The following is a 22,965-nucleotide window of genomic DNA, read 5'->3' on the forward strand; positions in this document are numbered from 1 at the left end:
GTTTTTCCAATAAAACACAACCCGACAGAGTAGGATATAAGTTTGTTTCTTTATTCCGAAGACATTTCATTTAATAATAAAATATCCTCGTTTAAAGCTTCCAAAAAGTGCACCAAAAGGTCCTTTTTTCGGTAAATACGATGTGAGCACAGAAGCTCATCATAGCGAAAACTCTTTTTACCGCCCTCTTCCATTCTCTTTGTGAAGCGAAGAAGCTCCCGAAGAGGCACATAATAGATTTCATTTCTTTCGGTAAAGGAAAGAATGATGAAGCTGATTCCGCCCTGCTTCATAAAGTCATTCATAAAAGCCATTTGGTGTGCATGAAGGTTTTGCAAGGGGAGCGAGTCCTTATGACATTCCTTGGCATCGAAACAAACAGGAATCCCCTGCACTACTCCCACATAATCCACAGTGGACTTCCGGTCAAAGTAGGCAAGGGTGATCTGCTTATGGCTCTTATCCAATTCTATAGGAGTAATCGGGGTCGGTATTTTCTGAATGAGGGCAAGGTTCTTTTCCCTATAGAGAGAAATAGTCTGGTTCAGCTCCTCTTCCAAAAGAGAGCCTCTTAGCCCTCTTGACTTCCATGTACCCATTTATCCCATTCTCCGATGATTTCATTTCCTTTAAAATAATTGATCCGCATAGCATCGCGTACTTCTTCGAGCGTAGCGTTTGTCGTTTCCTTTGCCTTTTCCGTGCCTTGATAAAGAATATCATAGACATCGGAAATGCGATTCTCCCAGAGCTTTCTTTCTTCTCTTATGGGAGAAAGCATGTTTTCCATAACCTTTAGAAGAAACTTTTTACACTTTACATCCCCGAGACCACCTCTTTTGTAGTGTTCCTTCATCTCTTCGAGATTTTGATATTCCGGAAGGAATTCAGCAAAATCTTCTTGTTTTGAAAAAGCATCGAGGTAAGTAAATACCGTATTTCCTTCAACATGACCGGGGTCTGTAATATTAATATGAGAAGGATCGGTATACATACTCATAATCTTTGTTTTAACAGTCTTTTCATCATCGGAAAGGTAAATTCCGTTTCCGAGGGACTTACTCATCTTCGCCTTTCCGTCAATTCCCGGAAGTCTTCTCTGGCTGGAATTTTTCGGAAGAAGAATCTCCGGCTCGAGAAGTACCTCTCTTTGATAAAGCTGGTTGAAGCGTCGTACGATTTCCTTCGTCTGCTCAATCATGGGAAGCTGATCTTCTCCAACCGGAACGGTTGTCGCCTTAAAGGCGGTAATGTCCGCAGCCTGTGACACCGGATAGGTAAAGAAGCCGGCAGGAAGCCCCGCCTCATTGTCATTTTCATTTTCTCCGCTATAGCCCTTCTGCTTCATTTCCGCCTTCACAGTCGGGTTACGGCTCAGTCTTTGCGTGGTAACCAGATTTAAGTAGTAGAAAGACAGGGCATGGAGCGCGGGAAGAGCCGACTGAATACAGATGGTACTCTTAGCGGGATCAATACCGACAGAAAGATAGTCCAGAGCCACTTCAATAATGTTATCTCTGATTTTCTTCGGGTTATCGTAGTTATCGGTTAAGGCCTGGTCATCCGCAATCAAAATATTGATTTCGTCATATTCCCCGGAATTTTGCAACTCCACTCTTCTTTGTAAAGATCCTACATAATGTCCAAGATGCAGTTTTCCGGTAGGTCTGTCTCCCGTTAAAATCACTTTTCTTGCCTTCTTCTTGCTATTCTCTTCCATTACCAAAACTCCTTTATTCATTAGCTAAAATGCATTTTTTATCAATTCAATTTCTTCCCCTGAAATGCAAAGTACATCAAAACGACAAGGGGTGTCATATAAGGATAAATGTCGTTTTACCAGGTATCCCTCCGCCATGGTCCGAAGAAATTGGATTTTCTTTCGACTCACGGCTTCATAGGGAGAGCTTAAGCTCCCGCTCTTTCTCCCCTTTACTTCTATAAAGCAGAGGTATTCCCCGTCTCTTGCAATAATATCCGTCTCCAAATGGTGAAAGCGCGCATTGCGCTCCAAAATACTATACCCCATTGCTTCCAAATATTCTACCGCCTTATTCTCGTACTTTTCTCCGAGAAGATGGGTATTCTTTGCCTTATTATTCTGCATTTGATTTACCTCTCTCGATAAACCGTTGTGCTATTTCTAAAGCACTGATTATTCATAGGAAAGTCTGCAAATCGAGATTGCATTCTCTTTGGCAGTTTACTCATATTTAACTGTATAAATTCTTTAAAAAACTTCTTCTGTGAATCGGACAGGGGCCGTGTGTAAGAATGGCTTCTCTATGAAGCTTTGTTCCGTAGCCCTTATGCTGCTTAAAACCGTATTCGGGATATAGTTCATCATATTCCAGCATGATATGATCCCTTGTCACCTTGGCTAAGACACTGGCCGCCGCAATGGATAAAGACTTCGCGTCGCCGTGAACAATAGCCTTCTGCGGAATCGAAATTCCCGGAATCGTCACTGCATCGTTTAGAAGAATGCGGGGACTAAGAGAAAAACGCTTCTCCATATCCTTCAGTGCCTCTCGCATAGCTTCATAGGTCGCCTGTAAGATGTTGATTTCATCGATTCTTTCCGGAGAAACGATGCCGATTCCAAAGGCAATGGCTTCTTTTTGTAATTCCTCAAAAAGCGCTTCCCTTCTTTTCTCGGACATTTTCTTCGAGTCATTTAAATAATAAAACGGATAGTCCAAGGGAATCACCGCGCAGGCGGCAACCACCGGTCCTGCCAAGGGGCCTCGTCCCGCTTCATCCACTCCTGCTATCGGACTTAAATCGAGTACTGCCCTCTCCTCTTTTCGCATTTCCTCGAGCCGAAGCTCTTCCTTTTCTCTTGCTTTATCGGTCATAAGTTTATACTTCCATTTGGCTGTCTTCTTCCCATTTCATGGGATGCTCCAGGCTGATTCTTCCCAGTCTTCCGCTTCGAAAATCGTCCAGAATGAGTCTCGATACCTTCGTGTAATCAATATCGCCACCCTTTTTGATACAGGCTCTTTTTATGGCAATGGCGTCCATTGCTTCCAAAGCTTCTTCTTTCCCTAAAAGCGTTTCTCCATAGCGGGAAACAAGGGCGGAGCCGTAATAACGGGTAAGATATTTTAGAAGATAAAAGATAAGCTCTTCTATCGGCAGTATCTCATCGTTAATAGAACCGATGAGAGCCAGATTCAAGCCCACAATCTCTCTTTCAAATTTCGGCCAGGTGATTCCCGGTGTATCGAGAAGCTGTAGATCCTTTCCGATCTTAATCCACTGTGCCCCCTTAGTGACTCCGGGCTTATTTCCGGTTTTTGCCGTTGCCTTTCCCACATAGGCGTTGATAAAGGTGGATTTCCCAACATTCGGAATGCCGAGAACCATGGCTTTGATGCTTTGAGAAAGAATCCCTTTTTGCTTCTTTCTTTCTAAAAGCTCCGCACAGCTCTCCATAATAAGCTTATTTACGCCCTTTACACTGGAACGGCTTCTGGCGTCTATTTCCATGGTATAAAAGCCCTGTTTCTGAAAGCTTTCCATAAAGCTCTTTGTTCTTCCCGGATCTGCAAGGTCGGCCTTGTTAAAAAGCATGATTCTGGCCTTGTCTTTAGCCAAAATGTCGATTTCCGGGTTACGGGAAGAGTTAGGACAACGGCTGTCTATCACTTCAATAATTGCATCGACAAGGGGCAGATCTTCTTTCATCTTTCTCTTGGCTTTTGCCATATGCCCGGGATACCACTGTATTTTCACTTCCGGCTCCTTTCTATACTATGAGCTTCATTTTCCGAAGAGGAAGCAGGCGAAACCAGACTCTTCCCCGAATCTGCGAAAAATGCACATTTCCAATATTCTGAAAACGACTGTCCTCCGAGGAATCCGTATTGTCTCCAATAAGGAAATACTCGTCTTTCCCAAGCTCTACGGGATTCTTAGCCAAACCCGGTAAAGCGATGGGAGAAATCTTTGTTGTTTCCAGAAGCTCTCCGTTAATATAGATTCTTCCATTTTGAATAATCACGGTCTCACCGGGAAGACCGACTATACGCTTCATATTATAAGACTTATCCGCTCTTTGGAACAGCACGATATCCATTCTTTTCGGCTTAATGAATCGATAGCTCAGCTCATCAATAAGAACCGTATCACCTGTGGAAAGTGCGGGCTCCATACTGTGTCCAGAAACCCTGTAAAGGGAGAAGAAGCTGTAAACAATGAACCAGGCCAAAGAAAGAAGAACAAGGATGTCCACCAGAGTATGAATAAACTTTTGAAAAATCGTTCTTTCTTTCATAACACTCCTTAGAAAAAAACAGGTGCTCCGAAAGGAACACCTGTACTGTATGGTTTAAATTACTTCGCAGCCTTAACTTTAGCAGCCTTACCAACACGATCACGAAGGTAGTTCAACTTCGCTCTACGAACCTTACCCTTACGAACTACTTCAATCTTTTCTACGAACGGGCTATGAATCGGCCAGGTCTTTTCAACGCCTACACCGTTACTGGACTTACGAACAGTAAAGGTCTCTCTGTTGGAACCACCCTGAATCTTTAAAACGGTTCCCTCAAAAATCTGGGTTCTCTCTCTGTTACCCTCTTTGATCTTGTTGTATACCTTAATGGTATCTCCTGTGTTGAACGGTGCTAAGGCTTCCTGTCTTAACTGCGCCTGCTCAATTTCTCTAATGATTTCAAAATTTGACATATACAAGTCCTCCAAAACATTCTATGTTCATACACGGTCTCGTCAGCGGAACATATTATAGGGTTATATTTTGTCTTATGACAAAACAGCTCGTATAGAATAGCACAGACAAGTCTAAAATGCAAGAAAAAATACTATTATTGTTATAAGGCTAATATTTTTTATTTTATTTTATAAGCATATTCAGTCAAAAGATTCTTTGAATAAATTTTTTCATTTCTTGAATTTCTTACTTCTTTCCAAAGAATGGAAGCTACTTTTAATTTATTTGAATAGTTGCAACTATTTTCATCTGCACAGAAATCCTTTAAAAATTGATTCCATTGACAAACCGAATTATCATACTTGGCATAATCTGATTTTCCATAATAAACTTTCAGCATATCTTGAATTGTAAAACTCAAATCATTTTCGCTTTTTACTTTTCTCCAAGCAGTAGCCATATCAGCAGTAAATTTAAATGGTGAAACATCTGTTAAAATTGAGAAATATTCTCTAAATTGTGTGTTAAAGGAGAACCCACATTCAAGTAATGGCATATCTAAGGTAATAGTTTCCACTTTTTTCTTTTCATTTTTTATTGATGACTTTTTAATCAAATTACCCTTAAAATACTGCTCAATAATATAATTGAGTTCTTGTTTTATACCTCTATATTCTAATCCTAATGACTTGCATATCTGTGAAAGTTCTTCACGATACCAATAGTATTTACTAAATTCATCAAACGATGTAATTTTATCAAACTCAGGTCTACTTTCTATCAATGTTTTATCTCCTCAAAACCAATTTGCTTTTTCATCTCGAAATAAGGGTGTTTCACTCTCTTTATAAGGATTGTAGTTATTGCAATTACAGCCAAACTCTTTTAATGCCTTTATTTATTATCGGCTGTCCAAACAATCAAAGAAATACCGTCAAATTCTTCAACTTTCCCCTCATTCATTTTATTTTTGAAGTGCCATTCTACAATAGTTTGATTATCCTTTTGAAAAAATTGCTTTATATCCCACGCAAGCACTATTCCTCTTGTATTCCACTCGTTAAACCATTGCTTTACTGTTTGACGGTTTTCATACTTAGGACACCAACTCTAAATATAAATTACATCATCAGAAAAATTTCATCTTTACTGTTCCTGTGGTAATTTTTATTAAACTGTTAGTTCTACAAACTGGAATTTGTCTGATTTAGTTATCTACATTCCTTTATCAATAATCTATCTCTTTCATTTAATTATTGCATGATATATAATTCAACAACTTTTATAATTTAATATCAAATGTTATAGGATAATGATCAGAATAGTTTATGTTATCATGTACTTTTACATTCTCACATTTAGTAATCAATTCTCTCTTGATAAATATATGATCAATACATGTTTTTCGAATCAACTTTCCGTTTTCATCCACGACACATTTTGTAGGTAGATTACATACACATACATGTGATGGAAGTATTTTTCTGAAAGTTTCCCAATGAGTATATTTTTGATAATCGCCAGCATTAAAGTCACCAACTATAACATCTGCAATTCCTTTAATACTTTTTATATAAGTCAAATTTTTTTCACCATTTTCCGCATGTAGTCCCAATAATGAAAATGCATTCTCTATTTCTATAGCCACTTCTCTATTAGTAGGCTCCCCTTTAGTATATATATTATTATCCTTTGGTGGAAACGTTTTAATTCTTGTCACAATTACAGTCTGCATAACTATAAAACCGTCATTAAAGTCATTATTACTAATGATTTTATATTCATCACTTGAAAATTCAGTTTCAAATTTCTTATATGAATCACTATATATCCAGCTGCCATCTTCATTTTTCATTTTGAATGGGATTTGTTGCAATACGGCTATGGTATTTTTTCCGTCTAAAAACTTCTTTATAAATTGTAATATCTTCGAAAGATTATTTTCCTTTTCTGTTTTTGTTAAAGCAGTATTCCGCTTTTCTGTTAAAGCAGTATTCCAATTCAATATTTGGTACATATATTTTCACTCCATTTCGCCAAATCAATTTTTATCAACTCGATAACTTCAAATTTATTTGTCTATGTCGCTAAATATTATAGCATTTTTTAGGCATTTTTTTCTACTGCCAGATTTCCTACTCACTCGCTACTATTCCCCATTAGAATGTATTACTTTGAATAACTTATCTTGAAATGTCTCTTTACTCTTTTTATCAAAACATATCTCTGTTACAAAGGTCTTTCCATTTATCTTTTTCGTAAGAATACCATCAGGTTTTTGGTGTTGTACCTGTTCTTCTGTCTGTATTTCTTTAATTTCTGTTTTCTTGTTTTCTGCCATTTACTTCCTCCTTTCTCCCTAAAATTCACAAAGAAAAAAGACGACAGTGTTACCATCGTCTTTTGCCACCACTTCGGTAAGCCCTGTCTCCGTGCAGGTCGCAGCTACAGCCGCATCGACAACTGCGGTATGCCCAGTGGCAGGGATTACCTCATGTCCGGAAAGGATAGCGTTGTAGACAGAACAATGTGTTCCGGAGGTCTCCCCGGCTTCGGTACAGGTTGCAGGAACTTCCGCATCATCTACCGGCGTATGTCCGTTGGCGTCAATAGCTTCTGTTCTTGTAGCACCGCATCTTGTACCAGTATATTACGATTTTCGCTTAGTAAATAGCTTCGGCGAATATTTCTGCCGCTGGTCAGAAGGGATATAGAATTACGGTTCCCAGCTTGTTTTGAATACAAGATGCGTTTCCTCTGCCGTTTTCTCAAGTCTGTTTATATCATCAGCAGACAGACTGACGTTTACTCCCTCAACAAGTCCCTTTACGTGTGATGGACTTGTTAGGCCGACTATCGGAACGACGCCTTTGCTTATTGTCCACGCAATCGGTATCTGAGCAGGGGAAACTTTATATTTTTTCCCTAATTCCCTTATAAGCTTTATCAGAGGGTCTATTTGCTTGAACTTCTTTTTTCCAAAGAAAAAGTTACGTGTGGAAAAAAAGGGAAAACTGTTCTTATAATCGTATTTTCCCGACAAAGCCCCCTGCTCCAATACCATATAAGCAAAATAAATCACATCATTATCCTGACACCATTTAACTATTTTCTTTTGTTCGTCGTTATAGTGAATTAAACTAAAGTGATTCTGAATGCCCGTTATCTTCACACCGTTTTTCTTTGCAATTTCAGAAACAGCGATTATATCCTTCATGCTGAAGTTTGAAAGACCAACGCTCTTTACCTTGCCTTCCTTCAGAAGCTGGAGGATTTCCTCTGAATTTTCCTTACAGTTATTTGAATTATGAAGCCAATATATATCTGGAGCCTCTATCTTCAACCTCTCAATGCTATTTGAAAGGGATTCTCCCATCTTGCCTTTCTGGTATTTTTTATTCGGAGCATACTTTGTGGATATGATTATTTTCTCTTTTGAATCCTTTATCAGACTGCCGAGAAGCTTTTCAGAATTACCCATTCCGTAAACCTCTGCCGTATCTCAGAAAACAAAACCGTTCTCAACCGCTTGATTAAAGGTTTCTTTAAGTGTCTCAGTATCATACTTTTTTCCAAAAATCATCTGTGAACCGTTACTTCCGCTGCCCCATGTCCACGTTCCTATCAAGCAAGGCGGTATCCTGCGGTCATTAATATAATACTCTTTCATAACACTATTACGATTTGTTCAATCGTTTCCTCCTGTCTTAACTATTATTCTCTGCACTTTAGAATTTCAACCATTGAAATTGCATTGTGTTCCCTCAGTTTTTCCAAATTGTCCTCTTAACGAAGAGTGCGGCATCTGATAGGATACCTGCCTAAGAGAAGTGTGGTTTTGAACCGTACAGCTTTTGCTCAAGCGGGGTACTACGTTTTTTTTTATGTCTACGATATCATACAGATATTTTCAACACTTCATTATAGTCTTAATAGGTCCATTTAAACTGTTTACTTCTTCGAAAAACAAGGGCAAAAATTTCTTTTCCTACAAAGAAATATACTGCACATAGAATTAGTAACATGAAAAAATCTTTAACACCTGCTGTTTGATGAATCAAGAGAGCGTAAAAATGGGAACCTGCCGATAACGGGTTAGTATACTGCAAACATTTCGGTAAGGAAAAGATACTGCCAGAAAGAAATAAAAACAGATAGCCCACAATGCTGAAAAAAGAAGCCATTTTCGTAAAAATGAGGGTGAATGCAGACAGAATATAGGATATCCCCATACAGCCAAAGCACACCAAGATCACAATATAAAAGTATTCAAACCGAAAGCTAAGTTTTATAAACAAAGAGGCTATTCCTATGCAAATCAAGGCTTTTACACTGTTGATCATAAACCAAATCAAGGTTTTCACGCTAATGATTTGCATAATGGAATAAGGTTTGATCATCAGGTTTTCAAAGTTCCCAGTTTGACCTCGGAGCGGGTTCAAGCGATTGTAGTTGCTACTCCCACAGTAGCGCAACATAAAGAAGAAGGCTTTCGGCAGAATATCAAAATCTGCGGAAAGCCTTTACTTTAAGCACTTTTCTACACTCCCGTGCGGTGGGCATTGTATCAAGACGCGATTTTACATATCCCTGCGCAATTCTTGATTCCAATTCTCCCACCCCGCCTCGCGGACATATTCATCCCAAAAGAGCGAGTAATGGCATTCCGTAGCATAGGGGTGCGCATCCTCACGAAGCTCCGCCTCCGTGAGCACGGAGACTTCAATCCCCTTCACAGACCCATCCTCACTGAGTGCTCGTATCTCCTCTACAAAGTGAAGGCGCTCGGCTTAGGTGAGGTACTCCGAAACCAGCGCGAACGCATCCACATCGGAGCGCTCCCAGCGAAAAGCATTCTATGCCACCGAACCGTGGATATAGATGCCGATAAGCTTAGCTCCCAGAATGCATCTGAGTTTCATTTGAAACCGGCGCAAAAACCCGGTGAGTCAATCGTTCTGTCCCGAAATGTCACAGCTCATGCTTGTCCCTCTTTTGACGTAGGAAGCCACAATGTGATTCCTTGCCCGTTTTGATAATACGCTCTGCGCTGCTTTGTTTTGAACCCCGCTTTTTGAAACTCTTTCACGAGTGTATGTATATAAAATCCATGTGTTATGAGGATACAGTTCTCCCCTGCGGCGCATACTTTTCCGACCAGTTTTTTCGCTCGGCGCTCTGTGAGACGTCTGGGCTCTGCTTGCCTTGGATGATTCAAAAACCACTGGATTCTCCCCGTCAGATTCCAAAACCAGAAGGGCAACCGTAATTCCGTATCAAAACTTGATCTAAGAGGAACCTCATCCAATAACTCCGTCTGCTTGAGTGCCGCTTTACCATAGAAGCAAAGCGCGGTGCTTTTGCTTCGCTCTAAGCGACTGATGTAAACCACGCCCTCCGCCGTCTGATCTACGGACAGCACTGTGGCTTCAATCGGAGCCCTGTCATATTCTCGACACGCCCGATCAAATTCTTCCGAGCTGTAAAAATTGCGCCAGCCATATTTCACTTTGCAATGCCTGATAAGAATGACTTTTATATTGCTCCTCCTTGCCTTATCATTTCATCCCGACATGGAATTTGGTCAAGATGCAGAAAAAAGTCACTACTACATTAGTGGCTATATAAAGCTTTTCATTAAAATCAATCATGAATCTTATCGCAAATTTACTACAACTATTTTCCAATAATATCAACAGCTGATGTGCAGAATAATGTGTACGGTTCCCGCAGTTTTTCCAAATTGTTCCCGCATCTTTTCCAAATTGTCCTCTTGACGAAGAGTGCGGCATCTGATAAGATACTTGCTAGAGGAATGTGGTTTTGGACCGTACAGCTTTTGCTCAAGCGGGGTACTACGTTTCTTTTTTTATGTCTACGATATCATACAGATATTTCTTTCCATCCTGATCGCACCGAATAACCATCCTGCCCCGGAAATTGTTTCTTCCGATGACTTCCTTTTGGTCATTTGTAACCGGCAGGGTAAAGCGAATGATGCAGTAATACCATCCATACTTCGCGTCATGCGAATGCTTCTGCTCAAAGTTTTCACTGAACGAAATATCCGTTGCGATCTTGATAAGCTCCGGTATAACCTGAGATGCATTTGCTTTCGCCTTGCCGACAGTACCCAATGCCCTGTTATTGTACTTACTATGGGCATATTCATCAGGGAAATCTGACCCGATATAAACCAGATCATCCGTCTCATCTATCTGATATGACTCACCCACATATTTCTTAAGATATTGTTCAACGCCATCCCAGTCGATTTTTCGCTTGCCGGAAAAGATAATGGTGTCTATCTCCACGACCTTCTGGCCCTTTTCATTTATTACAATCTCAGCCAATCTGCGTTACCTCTATTTCCTATCCGGAACAACCGGGGCTGTAGATACCGGATATATAATAAAGGAGCTGTGCCGTTCACACAGCCCCTGATCATTCATTGCAATGAGTCCACATAAGCAGTTCCATGCTTATATCAGTTCGCTTTAAGGCAGAACATTCCTGAAAAAATATTATATAAAATATCCCTTATTTTTCAATCAAAAATCCAGATAATCCGCAGCAAAATGCTATTATTTCCAACACTTCATTATAGTCTTATTTTCTCGTTCCCGGAATCGAGTTTCAGTAGTCCGGAAAAGTACTCAATATTTTGCCATCCTGTAAGATAGTCATAAACATTCACACTGGATTCCAGCAAAGCATTTACCTTGGAAAAATACTCTTCGTTTTTATACGTAAAAATGTCTCGCCCATCCAAGAGTATAGAGCCTGCATCTGCCTGGATCATGCGAAGAATGCAGTTAATTAAGCTTGTCTTTCCGGCTCCATTATTTCCCAATAAACAGACAATCACTCCTTCCTTTATGGAAAGATTCAGATTTTTTAAAACTTCTTTTGCTTTAAAGCTCTTCTTCAAGCCTTTGATTTCCAGCATTTACCATCTCCTTGATCAGGGAAATATCATTGGCATAAAATCGAGCCTTTTCACAATGAAATCCCGATATTTACTCCTCTTTTTTTCTATTTTCTTCTCTTTTTCTTAGGCTGAAATTCTTCCGGATTCTTTTCTCTATAGAGCTGATAGAGATCGGGACGAACCTCTTCGGTTAGCTTCAAACTTTCCTCATGTCTCCATGCGGCAATTTTCTTATGATCTCCGGAAAGAAGGACATCCGGAACCGTGAGTCCCTTATATTCTCTCGGTCTTGTATACTGCGGATATTCCAAAAGACCGTTTGAGAAACTCTCCTCCTCGTAGCTCTCTTTCTTGTTGAGCACGCCTTCTCTTACTCTGGAAATGGCATCCATCATAATGGCACATGCCAGCTCTCCACCGCTTAAAACATAGTCACCAAGTGACAGCTCCTCAGCGTTAAGAAGCTCCAAGGCTCTCTGATCCACTCCCTCATAGTGTCCGCAAAGAAAAACGATATGACTTTCTTCTGCCAGCTCTTCTGCAATCTTCTGTGAAAATATTCTTCCTCTCGGAGAACAGTAAATTACCTTTGTGGGGTTCTCCTTCTCTTGTATCTCCGAAAATGCTTCATATATCGGCTCCGCCTGCATGAGCATTCCCGCTCCGCCTCCAAAGGGCGCATCATCGACATGCCCGTGCGGATCTTTCGTATAATCCCGGATATTGATGCAGCATAGCTCTATTTTCCCGTCCTCCATCGCTCTTTTCATAATGGAGTGGGAAAATGCAGCTTCCACCTGTTCCGGAAATAAGGTCAGTACAGTAAATTTCATCATAATTCGAGTAACCCCGGTATGGTATGAATATGGATACGATTGTTCTCTATAGAGTAGACGATAGCAGGAACATGCGGAATCAGATACTCCTTATCCTTTCCTTTTACTACGAAAACCAGATTTGCTCCGGTTTCAATAAGCTCCGAGACCTGCCCAAGGCTCTCCTCCCCCTCGATAAAAACCTCCATACCGAGGTAATCACCGAGGAAATATTCTCCTTCCGCCAAGGAGAGAGCTTCTTCTCTTTTTACATAAAGAGAGTAATCTCTATATTTTTCGGCAAGTTCTATGCTGTCTATCCCCTTTAAGCTTAAAAGGACGGTATCCTTGTGATAACGGACAGCGGAAACTTCTCTCTCTTCTCTCTCTTCCTTGGAGATCAGCCCCTTGCTTTCCTTTTTTAAAATAACTTCCTTTAAGGCGGAAAATCGCTTCGGATCATCCGTTGTGGGGAAGACCTTAAGTTCCCCTTTTAAGCCATGAGGCTTTCCTACAATGCCCACTCGTAATTCTTCTAACATGCTTTACCGCTCCTAAAGAAAAGGGCTGTAAAATCAAAGCATCCTTATGCTCTACAGACTTGTACAGCAATCAAAAATCTTTAGCTTTGCTTTTACAGCGCTTATCATAACTGCCAGATAAATCTCGCCGGTTTTACTGAATATCGATGGATATTCTCTTGTTTTGCTTGGATGCAGCTGCATTCATCACAGAACGAATTGCCTTAGCAATACGGCCTGAGCGTCCAATCACCTTTCCCATGTCCTGCTCATTTACAGAAAGGGTGAGAAAGACTTCTCCTTCTTTCTCTTCCATTTCGGCATGAACATCTTCGGGAAACTGAACCAATGCTTTTGCAATGGTTTCCAGAAGTTCTTTCATTACAGCATCCCCTCCTTGTAGAGTTAGATGTTAAACTTCTTGAGAAGTCTAGCTACGGTTTCTGTCGGCTGAGCACCATTCTGTAACCACTTCTTTGTAGCTTCAGCGTCTACCTTAAATACGGTAGGCTCCTTAGTCGGATCATAGTATCCTAACTCCTCAATAAATCTACCGTTTCTCGGGCTTCTGGAATCTGCTACGATTACACGATAGTACGGTGCGTGGATCTGTCCCATTCTTCTTAATCTGATCTTAACTGCCATTTTTTTCTCCTTTGAAAATACACTTGATTTATTTCTTCAGCAATGCTGTTGAAACCGTTTAATGAAATATTCGCCTAATTTCTTACTTTAAATATATCAAATTCTGAATCGAAATTTAGATAAAAATTGTATTTCCGATTCTCTTCATCTATCTTAGAAAGGAAATCCTTTTCCTTTGCCACCCATGCCCGGGAATCCCATACCGGGGAAGCCACCGCCAAACGGATTTCCGCCGTGCTTTCCTCTTCCTCCGCCGAACTGCTTCATCATTTTCTGCATTTCTTCAAACTGCTTTACCAGTCTGTTTACTTCAGAAATATCCACACCGGCACCGCTTGCAATTCTCTTCTTTCTGGAAGGATTCATAAGCTTCGGATTGGCTCTTTCCTTAAAGGTCATGGACTGGATGATGCATTTTACCTGCTTCATCTTCTTCTCGGAGTCTTCAAGGTCTATTCCCTGCATCGCCTTATTCATCCCCGGAAGCATTTTTAAAATCCCGGCAATTCCGCCCAGCTTTTGCAGCTGATTCATTTGCTCCAGGAAGTCATCATAGTTGAACTGCCCTTTGGAAAGCTTACGAACGGATTCCTTCGCCTTCTCTTCATCAATTTCGCTCTGCGCTTTCTCGATTAAAGAAAGGACATCGCCCATGCCGAGGATTCTTCCGGCCATACGATCCGGATAGAAGGGCTCAAGATCGGCAAGCTTTTCCCCCATACCGAGGAATAAAATAGGCTGTCCGGTCATTGCTTTAATAGATAAAGCGGCACCGCCTCTGGTATCTCCATCGCACTTCGTAAGAATAACACCGTCTACGCCGATGTCTTCACTAAAGCTCTGACTGACATTGACCGCTTCCTGACCGGTCATCGCGTCTACAGTAAGGATCGTCCAATCCACCGGAACGGCAGCCTTCATACGCTTTAATTCCTGCATCAAAGCATCGTCAATTTGCAAACGACCTGCCGTATCCAAAATGAGAAGATTATATCCCTTCTCTTTCGCCTCTTCATAAGCCCTTTTGGCAATTTCCTCCGGTTTAACCTGATTTCCCAGACTAAAGAAGGGAATGGAGAGCTTTTCCGCATTGACTCTTAACTGCTCAATCGCTGCAGGCCGGTAAATATCACAGGCAACAAGGAGAGGCTTTCTATGCATCTTCTGGAACTTTCCGGCCAGCTTTGCCGCTGTAGTCGTTTTACCGGCACCCTGCAGACCGACCATCATAAGGACGGTAATCTCACTTTGGGGACGAAGCTTCAGCTCGGTATTTTCCTCACCCATCATCGCCGTAAGCTCATCTTTTACGATTTTAATTACGGTTTGAGCGGGACTTAAGGAAGAAAATACTTCTTCACCGATGGCCTTTTCCTTTACCTTGGCAACAAAGTCTTTTACCAGCTTGAAATTCACATCCGCTTCCAAAAGTGCCATACGGACTTCTTTTAGCGCCAGATTTACATCGTCCTCGGAGAGCTTCCCCTTACCGGATAAACCTTGAAATATTGTACTTAGTCTTTCTGATAAGCTTTCAAATGCCATGCATTATTTCTCCTGCTAATTTCCTGATTTCCTCATCCCCGCTTTGCTCTGCTATCTTCTCCGCCAGTGCACGAATACGCAACCACTTTTTTCCCAGCTGCAGATTCTCTTCCATAAAGCGAAGTTGTTCGTCGGCTTTACTGTACAAGTACTGTGCTGCCTGCCTCGTGATATTCATCTCTATGCCGATTTCCGAGAAGCTCATATCTTCCATAATGTGATAGGCATAGACCTTTTTCTGGTTTTCCTTTAAAAGTCCCGAGTAAAGCAGGAATAGATTACCTTTTTCTACAAATTCATCCATAGCACACCTCGCTGCAATAAAATAACAAAAAAAAGAATAGCTGTCAAGTATTTTTCTTGACAGCTATTGAGTGCTTTATATTTAATTTACTTCTACAATAGATTTTATTTTTTTAACTTGGCCGGCAGAAATCTCTAAAAGGCGAAAATATCCTCCACATATTTTTTTGCATCAAAGCGCTTAAGGTCTTCGATCTTTTCTCCCTCTCCCACATACTTTACGGGAAGTCCGAGTTCCGCCTGAATGGAAATGGCCATACCGCCTTTAGCTGTGGAGTCCATTTTACTTAAAACCACACCGGTGACCTGGGAGCAGTCTTTGAACATCTTGGCCTGGCTCATTGCATTTTGCCCGGTTGTGGCATCGAGAACCACCAGTGTCTCTCTATAGCCTTCCGCAAATTCCCTGTCAATAATACGGTTAATCTTCCCGAGCTCTTCCATCAGGTTTTTCTTGTTGTGCAGTCTTCCTGCGGTATCAATGATTAAAACATCCGCATTCTTTGCCTTAAAGGATTGCAAAGCATCAAAAACCACGGCAGCCGGGTCGGAACCCTCCTTTTGGTGAATACAGTCCACCCCTACACGATTTCCCCACTCTACAAGCTGTTCAATCGCACCGGCACGGAAGGTATCGGCAGCGGCAAGAATGACTTTTTTCCCTTTTTTCTTTAAGTGATAGGCGAGCTTTCCGATAGAAGTGGTCTTTCCGACTCCATTTACGCCGATTACCGAAATGATACTCTTTTCTTTCTCGAAATTATAGTAATCCTCGTCTACCGACATGGTATCCAAAAGGTAATCCTTTAAAATCTTCTGGACATCCTTGGTAAGATTCACGCCCTTTCGATCCGCCTCGCGCTTCACTGCATCAATAATTCGCATACAGCTTGGATAAGAAACATCACTTTGAATCATAGCCTCTTCCAGCTCTTCGTAAAATTCCTCATCGGCAACCCGATCCGACTGAAAGAGATTATTTAAAATTTTTGAGAAAAAATTCGCCATAGCTACTCCTTATACCATAGTTTTATATCTAATTACTTATTGCAAATGCTCTTCCACTAAATCCATTTCGATATAGTTATTGCAAATGTTCTTCCACAAGGTCCACGGAGACCAAAGTGGAAATGCCTTTTTCCTGCATGGTGACGCCGAAAAGACGATCGGCACTTTCCATGGTTCCTCTTCTATGGGTAATCACGATAAACTGCGTGTTTTTTGTTAAATGATGCAGGTACTTCGCAAAGCGCACCACATTGGAGTCATCCAGTGCCGCCTCAATCTCGTCCAGAAGACAGAAGGGGGAGGGCTTCAAGCTCTGCAGAGCAAAGAGCAGGGAAATGGCAGTTAAAGCCTTTTCTCCGCCGGAAAGCTGCATCATATTCTGCAGCTTCTTTCCGGGAGGCTCCGCAATAATGGAAATGCCGCTTTCCAGCAGGTCCTCACTGTCATCAATTTCGATTTTTCCGCTGCCTCCTCCAAAGAGTACACGGAAAACCTCATTAAAGCGCTCCTGAATCTTATAGAAGTTCTCATGGAACTGCTTTCGCATCCCGCTGTCCAAGTCCTTAATAATCTCTCGAAGCGATTCCTCCGAGCTGATCAGGTCTTCCACCTGTTTCCGTAGAAATTCATAGCGTTCTTTTACCTCGGTATATTGCTCAATACTGTCCAAGTTAATGGAGCCTAGTCCCTTCATTTCCGCCTTTTTCTCTTGAATAATAGAGGGAAGTGCGGGATTATCGGAAAGATTTTCATCGAAATACTGCTTTGCCTGACTGACCCCGATTCCGTAGTCTTCGAAGAGCTGTGACGCGGATTGAGCAGACTGGTCTTCCAGTTTTTCTTTCTGATGCTCCAGTCGAAGCTGTTCTTTCTCAATTTGCAAAAGCTCTTCCTGAATGCCTTCCTTTTCTTTGTAGAAGCGCTTTTCTTCTTCTGCGATTTCCGCCCTTCTATTCTTTAAAGAGGCAAGACTTTCTTTTCTTTTTTCTTCCTTTTCAAGAAGAGTGCAAATCTTCTCTTCCAAAGCATGAATCTGATTTTGGTCCTTTTCTACCGAGCCGGCAGTATTTTTATTTTCCTCTTCTAAATCCATCTGGTCCGTGAAGTTCTTTTCGAGTCTTTCTCCGTAGTCATGAAGCTGCTCGGTTAAGAAGTCAACTCTAGTAGAGAGAGTTTGCCTCTCTGCATTGACTGTTCCCTGGAAGGTGAGGAGTTTTTCCCGATATAGCTTATCCAGATTTAGGATTTCTTCTCTTTTTTCTGCTTCTATAGAGGATAGTTCCTGCAATGCGTCCTCTTCTCTTCGTAGAGAAGCTCTTCTCTCCCCTTCTTCCCTTTCCATAGCTTTCAGCGTCTCCACGAGCTCGTCAATTTCCCTCTTTCTGCCAATAAGAGAGGAGGAATTACGGTAAGCTCCGCCGGAAAGAGCACCGCCGGCCTGGAGAAGTTCTCCGTCCAGGGTGACAATGCGAAGACTATGTTTATATTTTCGGGCAATGGCTAAGGCATTGTCCAGATTGTCAACCAGAAGAACCTTCGATAAAAGGTAGTTCTCGAGCCCTGCACAGGACTTCGGTACTTCTACAAAATCGGCAAATACGCCAATCAGCCCCTTTTCTCCTCGAACGCTGTCATAACGTCCGTCTCTTTCCTTTCGAATCGAACTAAGAGGTAAAAAGGTTGCCCGACCGAGTTTCTCTCTTTTCAGCTTCTCCAAGAGACGCTTTGCCGTCGCTTCCTCTTCCGTAACAAGGTTTTGCAGACTGCCAGAAAGAGTGGTTTCCAGTGCAAGTTCGTACTCGGGTTTGGTTTTTAAAACATCGGCTACTACACCGATTAGCCCTTTTTCCCGCTCTTTCTCCTGCATACACTTCCGAACAGCCTGTCCGAAGCCTTCATAGCGCTCGGCAAGATTTTGCAGGTTTTCCAGCTGAATTCTGTGTCTTTCCTTTTGGTGCAAGAAATCCTGTAAGCTTGCTCTTTTATCCGTAACCGTCTTTTCCGCGTCCGCCCTTTTCCTTTGCAAATGAGAAAAGGCTTCCTGCTTTTCCTCTCCCTCTTTTTTTAAGGCGCGAATTTCCGTTTCGATTGCATGGAAATTTTTCGCGTCCTCAGACGAGGCCTCCGCATCTTCCTTCTCCTGTATTCCCTCATCAAAGTCAAAGTCGGGATAAAAGGTACTTCGGATGATTTGCTTGGCTTCCGAAATAGTGGAGTCAATCAGCTGAATATCAAGCTTCACCTTCTCTTCTTCCGTGTTAAAGAGGAGAAAGCTTTGAAACTTCTTCTTCATGGAAAGGAGTGCAGAAACCAAATCCTCCATTTTCCCAATGGAAGACGATGCCTCTTCCTTTAAGGCATTGACTCTTTCCTGAAAATGCCTCGACGAGCTTTCTTTTCCGGAGATAGCCTCCTTTAAACGGACAATCTCTTCCTCGAGCGTTTTTTTCCTGCTCTCGTCCTCCTCGTTTCCGCGGCTGATTTCCTGCTCCTTTTCATCCAGTAAGAGGAGCTCTTCCTCCAAGCCCTTAAAGGACTCGGAAAGCGCATTTTGCTTTTTGACTTCTGCTTCGATAGTGGCCTTCAGATCTTTTTCCGCCTCTTCCAGCTTCTGTAACAGCTTTTCCGTATCCTGCAGCTTTTGCAAAAAATGCGTTGACTCCAGTACTACAAGCTCATCACGGAAGCTCAGATATTTTCTGGCCTTTTCGGATTGCTTTTCCAGAGGGCCTACCTGCTTTTCGAGCTCGGAGACAATGTCCTGAATGCGTTCCAGATTCGCTTGCTCTTCTTCCAGCTTCTTTTCGGCGATGTCCTTCCTTCTTTTAAACTTGACAATCCCCACCGCCTCATCAAAAAGGGCTCTTCTTTCTTCCGCCTTACCGGAGAGAATTTTATCAATTTGTCCCTGTCCGATTAAGGAATAGCCCTCTTTTCCGATTCCGGTATCATAAAAAAGCTCATGAATGTCCTTTAAACGACATTCTGAACCATTTAAACGGTATTCCGACTCCCCGGAACGATAGAGCCTTCTACTGACGGTGATTTCCTCATAGGGAAGCGATAGTGCATGATCACTGTTATCAAAGGAAATGCTCACGGAGGCATAGTTTTGCGGTCTTCTTGTTGCGGTTCCGGCAAAAATCACATCTTGCATGGAAGCACCACGAAGCTGTTTTACCTTTTGCTCACCCAAAACCCAACGCACAGCATCGGAGATATTCGATTTTCCTGAACCGTTCGGGCCCACAATTCCCGTAATACCCGGGGAAAAATCCAGTACGGTTTTATTCGCAAAGGATTTAAAGCCCTGTACCTCAATAGATTTTAAATACATCCCCTGTTTCCGCCTTTATTTTTTCTAAAGCAAAGTATGCTGCATTCTGCTCTGCCTTTTTCTTGGAGCTTCCTTCTCCCATACCGTACTCCGTGTCTCCCAGATACACCATTACGCGATAAAAGCGGTCATGAAATGGCCCGGATTCCTCCAAAAGACTGTAATGAAGAGGAAGGTGCTTTGCCGTAGAATATTCCTGCAGCATGGTTTTGGCATCCATTTGCAGTTGCTTCTTCTCGATATCATTTAATAGATTTTTCTTTATAAAACAGGCTGCACTTTCAATACCGCTATCCAGGTAAATGGCACCGATAATGGCTTCCAGTGTATCAGAAAGCACGGAATCCCGGTATTGGATTCCCTCTCTTCCCTCACCCTTTCCCAGCACAATGTGCTCCGAGAGCTTGAGAGCCTTGGCAACGGCGGCAAGCGCGGGTTCGCAAACCAGTGCGGCACGAAGCTTCGTCATAAGTCCCTCCTGCATGACAGGCTTCCTATGATAAAGCACGGTACTGGAAATAAGCTCCAGCACGGCATCCCCCAGAAATTCCAAACGCTGGTTGGAGGCTTCCTTGGCCTCTCCCATTTCATTGGAGTAAGAGGGATGAATTAAGGCGTGCTGCAGCAATTCTCTGTTTTGAAAATGATATTCTAAACGCTCTTCCAAGGCGGAAAGCGCCTCTCCCTTCTCTGTCATTTTACTGTCCTAATGCTTTTAAAATAGCCTTATGTGCTTCTCCGACAGTCTTAATCTGGTAGCTTGCCTCTTCCGGAATTTCAATCCCGAACTCGTCCTCAATTCCCATAACGATCTGTACCACATCTAAGGAATCGGCATTTAAGTCTTCCACAAAACGGGTGTCTTCGGTGATATCCTCTTCCTTAATATTCGTTAATTCTCTGCAAATAATCTTCTTTAACTTCTCTAATTCCATCTTTATTCCTCTACTTCCTTAAAATCGATAGCCTCCGCTATTTTCTTTGTCAGCTTCTTTTCCGCAAATTCCTTTGCTTGCTTGATAGCCGTTGTGACTTCCTTACCGTCCGTATTTCCGTGTACCTTGATTACCAGTCCCTTAAGTCCCAAAATAGGTGCTCCGCCGTACTGCTTTGCATCAAATTTTTTGAGTCTCTTCTTTAAGGGCTTCTTTAAAAGAAGAGCCGCAAGAAGTGCCAAAGGACCGCTGTGTTTCATGGTGTCCGTAATTTCCGAAAGGAGCATCTTTCCGACACCCTCGTACATTTTCAGAACAACATTTCCTACAAAGGCATCACAGACAACAACAGAACAGTTTCCTTCCACTATATCTCTGGCTTCCACGGAACCGATGAAATTATAGTCCGTGTCTTCCCTTAAAATCTGCATGGCAGCTTTCACAAGGCTGTTTCCCTTTTCTTCTTCTGCACCGATGTTGACTAAACCGATACTCGGATTTTTAATCTGCAGCATTTCCTCCATATAAATTGCGCCCATCTTGGCAAACTGGTGCAGCCATTCCGGCTTGGCATCCACATTTGCCCCGCAATCCGTAAGGAGGCAAACTCCATTCTTAGTCGGAATAAGCGCTGCAAGAGGCGGTCTGTAAACCCCCTTTTCTCTTCCTACAACGAGTTGCCCTCCGGCAAGCACCGCTCCGGTAGATCCGGCGGAGATGAAGGCATCGGCCTCTTCATTTTTCACAGCCAGCATTCCGCGAACAAGGCTCGAATCCTTTTTTCTTCGAATCGCCATAACCGGTGATTCATGAATACTGATATTTTCACTGCAGGGAACAATCTCGATCCTCTCCGGATCATAACTGTAGGAAGACAATTCCTGCTTTAGGACTTCTTCCTCTCCAAAAAGAAGGAGCTTCATTCCCTCCTCTTTAAGACTTTCCACTGCGCCTTTTACCATGGCTTTTGCGCTTAAATCGCCACCCATAGCATCTATCGCAATACGAACCATATTTACCCCTTTTTACGCTATAAAAACAGGATGCTAAGGAACAAACCTTGCTTCCTGTCAAAAACGAGATGCCGTGCGCTTAGCCCGGCAATCGTTATACATAAGAAAGTTCCTTTTCCTACTCTCTTATAGCAACAAGAAATATGATAAATTATTCGCCCTAAACTGTCAACTTGCGGTGAATAGGACGAAAGAGCATAAAAAGAGGACAAAAATCTAGGAATTCGGGATTTCCAGCATAGATAGCAGCCGGGAAAAGCTGTCCTGACTATCCAAACAGGTATCTATAAGCCAGCCCCTTTCGTTATGCCATTCGTTAAGACCCCGATAGTAAAAATTTTTCTTCTTATCTTCTATCAGGAAGGGAATAATGTTATGCCGTAAACATTCTTTTAAGATAATGAGTCTCCCCACCCTCCCATTTCCGTCTTGAAAAGGATGGATATATTCAAATTCGGCATGAAAGCTAATAATATCCTCAATACTTACTTTTTCTATTGCATTATAGTTTTCCAAGAGCTTTTTTATCCTGCCGGCGACCTCGGAAGGCTTCGCTGTTTCTCTTCCCCCTACCATATTGGCACGCTTTTTATAATCTCCCACCGAAAACCAGCTCAGAGTAGAATCTTTTGTATCATGCTTTAAGATATAGTGAATATGCTTTATGATTTCCTCGGAAAGCAGATCTTCAGCATGCTCAATAACATAGTCAATAGCACGGAAGTGGTGAACCGTTTCCAAAATATCGTCCACCGGAACACCATCCTGTGTGTCAATCGTACTTGTCTCAAAAATCAATCGCGTTTGCTCTTCAGATAACTGACTCCCCTCGATGTGATTGGAATTATAGGTCATTCTAATCTGAAGCTCATGATACAGACCTCCCGGAAGCCTTGATTCCTTCTCCTCACGAAGAAGCTGTAAAATGGGATTTTCCACTACTTCCCTCATCAAATTTTCCGGTCGGGTTTTTAAATAGTTCGCAATCTTTTGTATACTTCGCTTGGACAGTTTTTCTCCCTTGGAAATCTTTGCAATAGTTCTTGACGAGATTCCAAGTTTCAGGGAAAGCTCTGTCTTACCAATCCCTTTTTCCTTTAAAATCCGTTCTAAAGCATCATACGAAATCATACTTTTCCTCCATTATCTTTACTTATTTTACTAATTTCTTGTTAAAAAGTAAAGATAAAGAGATGTTTGAGCTTAAAAAGTAAAGATAAACGGCATACCTTAT

The 22,965-nt window shown here is 41.9% G+C and carries 26 protein-coding genes and 2 pseudogenes; all 28 read right to left on the reverse strand.

Annotation, left to right across the window (positions count from 1 at the left end; all coding sequences use genetic code 11):
• Positions 1-50: 50 nt before the first annotated feature.
• The 28 genes and pseudogenes from HMPREF9624_RS01920 to HMPREF9624_RS02055 all read right to left on the reverse strand — a co-directional run bounded on the left by HMPREF9624_RS01920 (position 51) and on the right by HMPREF9624_RS02055 (position 22,862).
• Positions 51-599: a Holliday junction resolvase RecU gene (locus HMPREF9624_RS01920; protein ID WP_009536296.1), complete on the reverse strand. Its 549-nt coding sequence runs from the start codon at positions 597-599 to the stop codon at positions 51-53.
• Complete coding sequence (gene trpS, locus HMPREF9624_RS01925) at positions 572-1,720, reverse strand: tryptophan--tRNA ligase (RefSeq protein ID WP_009536297.1); 1,149 nt, start codon at positions 1,718-1,720, stop codon at positions 572-574. The genes HMPREF9624_RS01920 and trpS overlap by 28 nt, the downstream gene beginning before the upstream one ends.
• Before the next feature lie 24 nt (positions 1,721-1,744).
• Complete coding sequence (locus HMPREF9624_RS01930) at positions 1,745-2,107, reverse strand: YraN family protein (protein WP_009536298.1); 363 nt, start codon at positions 2,105-2,107, stop codon at positions 1,745-1,747.
• 106 nt (positions 2,108-2,213) lie between these two features.
• The gene (locus HMPREF9624_RS01935; RefSeq protein WP_009536299.1) at positions 2,214-2,858 is read right to left on the reverse strand and encodes a ribonuclease HII; all 645 of its coding nucleotides are present in this window, start codon (positions 2,856-2,858) and stop codon (positions 2,214-2,216) included.
• Positions 2,859-2,862: 4 nt separating this feature from the next.
• Positions 2,863-3,741 (reverse strand): ribosome biogenesis GTPase YlqF, encoded by an 879-nt coding sequence (ylqF, locus tag HMPREF9624_RS01940; RefSeq protein WP_009536300.1) that lies wholly within the window; start codon positions 3,739-3,741, stop codon positions 2,863-2,865.
• A 13-nt stretch (positions 3,742-3,754) separates the two neighbouring features.
• Entirely contained in the window at positions 3,755-4,282 is a 528-nt protein-coding gene (gene lepB / locus HMPREF9624_RS01945; RefSeq protein WP_009536301.1) for a signal peptidase I, read from the reverse strand.
• 59 nt (positions 4,283-4,341) lie between these two features.
• Entirely contained in the window at positions 4,342-4,695 is a 354-nt protein-coding gene (gene rplS, locus HMPREF9624_RS01950; RefSeq protein ID WP_009429342.1) for a 50S ribosomal protein L19, read from the reverse strand.
• A gap of 161 nt (positions 4,696-4,856) precedes the next feature.
• Entirely contained in the window at positions 4,857-5,462 is a 606-nt protein-coding gene (locus HMPREF9624_RS01955) for an SAP domain-containing protein (RefSeq protein ID WP_009536302.1), read from the reverse strand.
• Between the two features lie 12 nt (positions 5,463-5,474).
• Positions 5,475-5,815 (reverse strand): annotated as a pseudogene (locus HMPREF9624_RS11710) (nuclear transport factor 2 family protein); the annotation flags it as partial.
• A 145-nt stretch (positions 5,816-5,960) separates the two neighbouring features.
• The gene (locus tag HMPREF9624_RS01965; protein ID WP_009536303.1) at positions 5,961-6,695 is read right to left on the reverse strand and encodes an endonuclease/exonuclease/phosphatase family protein; all 735 of its coding nucleotides are present in this window, start codon (positions 6,693-6,695) and stop codon (positions 5,961-5,963) included.
• A 132-nt stretch (positions 6,696-6,827) separates the two neighbouring features.
• A complete protein-coding gene (locus HMPREF9624_RS01970) occupies positions 6,828-7,019 on the reverse strand; it encodes a transposase (RefSeq protein ID WP_009536304.1) in 192 nt (63 codons plus the stop codon).
• Positions 7,020-7,394: 375 nt separating this feature from the next.
• Positions 7,395-8,168 (reverse strand): annotated as a pseudogene (locus HMPREF9624_RS01975) (aldo/keto reductase); the annotation flags it as partial.
• A gap of 1,090 nt (positions 8,169-9,258) precedes the next feature.
• Positions 9,259-9,414 (reverse strand): hypothetical protein, encoded by a 156-nt coding sequence (locus HMPREF9624_RS11715; protein ID WP_154646737.1) that lies wholly within the window; start codon positions 9,412-9,414, stop codon positions 9,259-9,261.
• 242 nt (positions 9,415-9,656) lie between these two features.
• Complete coding sequence (locus HMPREF9624_RS01985) at positions 9,657-10,217, reverse strand: histidine phosphatase family protein (protein ID WP_036594537.1); 561 nt, start codon at positions 10,215-10,217, stop codon at positions 9,657-9,659.
• Between the two features lie 316 nt (positions 10,218-10,533).
• The gene (locus HMPREF9624_RS01990; protein WP_009536307.1) at positions 10,534-11,031 is read right to left on the reverse strand and encodes a hypothetical protein; all 498 of its coding nucleotides are present in this window, start codon (positions 11,029-11,031) and stop codon (positions 10,534-10,536) included.
• Positions 11,032-11,279: 248 nt separating this feature from the next.
• Entirely contained in the window at positions 11,280-11,627 is a 348-nt protein-coding gene (locus HMPREF9624_RS01995) for an ATP-binding cassette domain-containing protein (protein WP_009536308.1), read from the reverse strand.
• A gap of 86 nt (positions 11,628-11,713) precedes the next feature.
• The gene (gene trmD / locus HMPREF9624_RS02000; protein ID WP_009536309.1) at positions 11,714-12,445 is read right to left on the reverse strand and encodes a tRNA (guanosine(37)-N1)-methyltransferase TrmD; all 732 of its coding nucleotides are present in this window, start codon (positions 12,443-12,445) and stop codon (positions 11,714-11,716) included.
• Positions 12,442-12,966, reverse strand: a complete 525-nt coding sequence (rimM, locus tag HMPREF9624_RS02005; RefSeq protein WP_009534305.1) for a ribosome maturation factor RimM — start codon at positions 12,964-12,966, stop codon at positions 12,442-12,444. The genes trmD and rimM overlap by 4 nt, the downstream gene beginning before the upstream one ends.
• Positions 12,967-13,099: 133 nt before the next feature.
• Positions 13,100-13,327 carry a KH domain-containing protein gene (locus tag HMPREF9624_RS02010; protein WP_009428061.1) on the reverse strand — a complete coding sequence of 76 codons (228 nt, stop codon included), beginning with the start codon at positions 13,325-13,327 and terminating at the stop codon, positions 13,100-13,102.
• Positions 13,328-13,350: 23 nt separating this feature from the next.
• Positions 13,351-13,590, reverse strand: a complete 240-nt coding sequence (gene rpsP, locus HMPREF9624_RS02015) for a 30S ribosomal protein S16 (RefSeq protein WP_009534306.1) — start codon at positions 13,588-13,590, stop codon at positions 13,351-13,353.
• A gap of 153 nt (positions 13,591-13,743) precedes the next feature.
• Positions 13,744-15,135 (reverse strand): signal recognition particle protein, encoded by a 1,392-nt coding sequence (gene ffh, locus HMPREF9624_RS02020; RefSeq protein WP_009536310.1) that lies wholly within the window; start codon positions 15,133-15,135, stop codon positions 13,744-13,746.
• The gene (locus HMPREF9624_RS02025) at positions 15,125-15,439 is read right to left on the reverse strand and encodes a helix-turn-helix domain-containing protein (RefSeq protein WP_009534308.1); all 315 of its coding nucleotides are present in this window, start codon (positions 15,437-15,439) and stop codon (positions 15,125-15,127) included. The genes ffh and HMPREF9624_RS02025 overlap by 11 nt, the downstream gene beginning before the upstream one ends.
• 134 nt (positions 15,440-15,573) lie before the next feature.
• A complete protein-coding gene (gene ftsY, locus HMPREF9624_RS02030) occupies positions 15,574-16,446 on the reverse strand; it encodes a signal recognition particle-docking protein FtsY (RefSeq protein WP_009536311.1) in 873 nt (290 codons plus the stop codon).
• Positions 16,447-16,522: 76 nt separating this feature from the next.
• Complete coding sequence (gene smc, locus HMPREF9624_RS02035) at positions 16,523-19,783, reverse strand: chromosome segregation protein SMC (RefSeq protein WP_009536312.1); 3,261 nt, start codon at positions 19,781-19,783, stop codon at positions 16,523-16,525.
• Complete coding sequence (rnc, locus tag HMPREF9624_RS02040) at positions 19,764-20,480, reverse strand: ribonuclease III (protein ID WP_009536313.1); 717 nt, start codon at positions 20,478-20,480, stop codon at positions 19,764-19,766. Before rnc ends, smc begins: the two co-directional genes overlap by 20 nt.
• 1 nt (position 20,481) lies before the next feature.
• Positions 20,482-20,718 (reverse strand): acyl carrier protein, encoded by a 237-nt coding sequence (gene acpP / locus HMPREF9624_RS02045; protein WP_009534318.1) that lies wholly within the window; start codon positions 20,716-20,718, stop codon positions 20,482-20,484.
• Positions 20,719-20,720: 2 nt separating this feature from the next.
• Complete coding sequence (gene plsX, locus HMPREF9624_RS02050) at positions 20,721-21,731, reverse strand: phosphate acyltransferase PlsX (RefSeq protein WP_009536314.1); 1,011 nt, start codon at positions 21,729-21,731, stop codon at positions 20,721-20,723.
• A gap of 216 nt (positions 21,732-21,947) precedes the next feature.
• Positions 21,948-22,862 (reverse strand): Fic family protein, encoded by a 915-nt coding sequence (locus HMPREF9624_RS02055; RefSeq protein ID WP_009536315.1) that lies wholly within the window; start codon positions 22,860-22,862, stop codon positions 21,948-21,950.
• Between the last annotated feature and the right edge of the window lie 103 nt (positions 22,863-22,965).

The sequence above is a fragment of the Oribacterium asaccharolyticum ACB7 genome (genome assembly GCF_000238075.1).
Taxonomy (GTDB): Bacteria; Bacillota; Clostridia; order Lachnospirales; family Lachnospiraceae; genus Oribacterium; species Oribacterium asaccharolyticum.

What these genes read in the sequence shown, in the direction of transcription:
- HMPREF9624_RS02010 (WP_009428061.1), bottom strand. Translation starts at nt 13,327, where the DNA reads ATGAAAGAACTTCTGGAAACCATTGCAAAAGCATTGGTTCAGTTTCCC.
- trmD (WP_009536309.1), bottom strand. Translation starts at nt 12,445, where the DNA reads ATGATGAAATTTACTGTACTGACCTTATTTCCGGAACAGGTGGAAGCT.
- HMPREF9624_RS01970 (WP_009536304.1), bottom strand. Translation starts at nt 7,019, where the DNA reads ATGGCAGAAAACAAGAAAACAGAAATTAAAGAAATACAGACAGAAGAA.
- HMPREF9624_RS01935 (WP_009536299.1), bottom strand. Translation starts at nt 2,858, where the DNA reads ATGACCGATAAAGCAAGAGAAAAGGAAGAGCTTCGGCTCGAGGAAATG.
- plsX (WP_009536314.1), bottom strand. Translation starts at nt 21,731, where the DNA reads ATGGTTCGTATTGCGATAGATGCTATGGGTGGCGATTTAAGCGCAAAA.
- rnc (WP_009536313.1), bottom strand. Translation starts at nt 20,480, where the DNA reads ATGACAGAGAAGGGAGAGGCGCTTTCCGCCTTGGAAGAGCGTTTAGAA.
- HMPREF9624_RS01965 (WP_009536303.1), bottom strand. Translation starts at nt 6,695, where the DNA reads ATGTACCAAATATTGAATTGGAATACTGCTTTAACAGAAAAGCGGAAT.
- ffh (WP_009536310.1), bottom strand. Translation starts at nt 15,135, where the DNA reads ATGGCATTTGAAAGCTTATCAGAAAGACTAAGTACAATATTTCAAGGT.
- rimM (WP_009534305.1), bottom strand. Translation starts at nt 12,966, where the DNA reads ATGTTAGAAGAATTACGAGTGGGCATTGTAGGAAAGCCTCATGGCTTA.
- ftsY (WP_009536311.1), bottom strand. Translation starts at nt 16,446, where the DNA reads ATGGCGAATTTTTTCTCAAAAATTTTAAATAATCTCTTTCAGTCGGAT.
- HMPREF9624_RS01930 (WP_009536298.1), bottom strand. Translation starts at nt 2,107, where the DNA reads ATGCAGAATAATAAGGCAAAGAATACCCATCTTCTCGGAGAAAAGTAC.
- lepB (WP_009536301.1), bottom strand. Translation starts at nt 4,282, where the DNA reads ATGAAAGAAAGAACGATTTTTCAAAAGTTTATTCATACTCTGGTGGAC.
- smc (WP_009536312.1), bottom strand. Translation starts at nt 19,783, where the DNA reads ATGTATTTAAAATCTATTGAGGTACAGGGCTTTAAATCCTTTGCGAAT.
- HMPREF9624_RS02055 (WP_009536315.1), bottom strand. Translation starts at nt 22,862, where the DNA reads ATGATTTCGTATGATGCTTTAGAACGGATTTTAAAGGAAAAAGGGATT.
- rplS (WP_009429342.1), bottom strand. Translation starts at nt 4,695, where the DNA reads ATGTCAAATTTTGAAATCATTAGAGAAATTGAGCAGGCGCAGTTAAGA.
- HMPREF9624_RS02025 (WP_009534308.1), bottom strand. Translation starts at nt 15,439, where the DNA reads ATGGATGAATTTGTAGAAAAAGGTAATCTATTCCTGCTTTACTCGGGA.
- trpS (WP_009536297.1), bottom strand. Translation starts at nt 1,720, where the DNA reads ATGGAAGAGAATAGCAAGAAGAAGGCAAGAAAAGTGATTTTAACGGGA.
- acpP (WP_009534318.1), bottom strand. Translation starts at nt 20,718, where the DNA reads ATGGAATTAGAGAAGTTAAAGAAGATTATTTGCAGAGAATTAACGAAT.
- HMPREF9624_RS01995 (WP_009536308.1), bottom strand. Translation starts at nt 11,627, where the DNA reads ATGCTGGAAATCAAAGGCTTGAAGAAGAGCTTTAAAGCAAAAGAAGTT.
- HMPREF9624_RS01920 (WP_009536296.1), bottom strand. Translation starts at nt 599, where the DNA reads ATGGGTACATGGAAGTCAAGAGGGCTAAGAGGCTCTCTTTTGGAAGAG.
- rpsP (WP_009534306.1), bottom strand. Translation starts at nt 13,590, where the DNA reads ATGGCAGTTAAGATCAGATTAAGAAGAATGGGACAGATCCACGCACCG.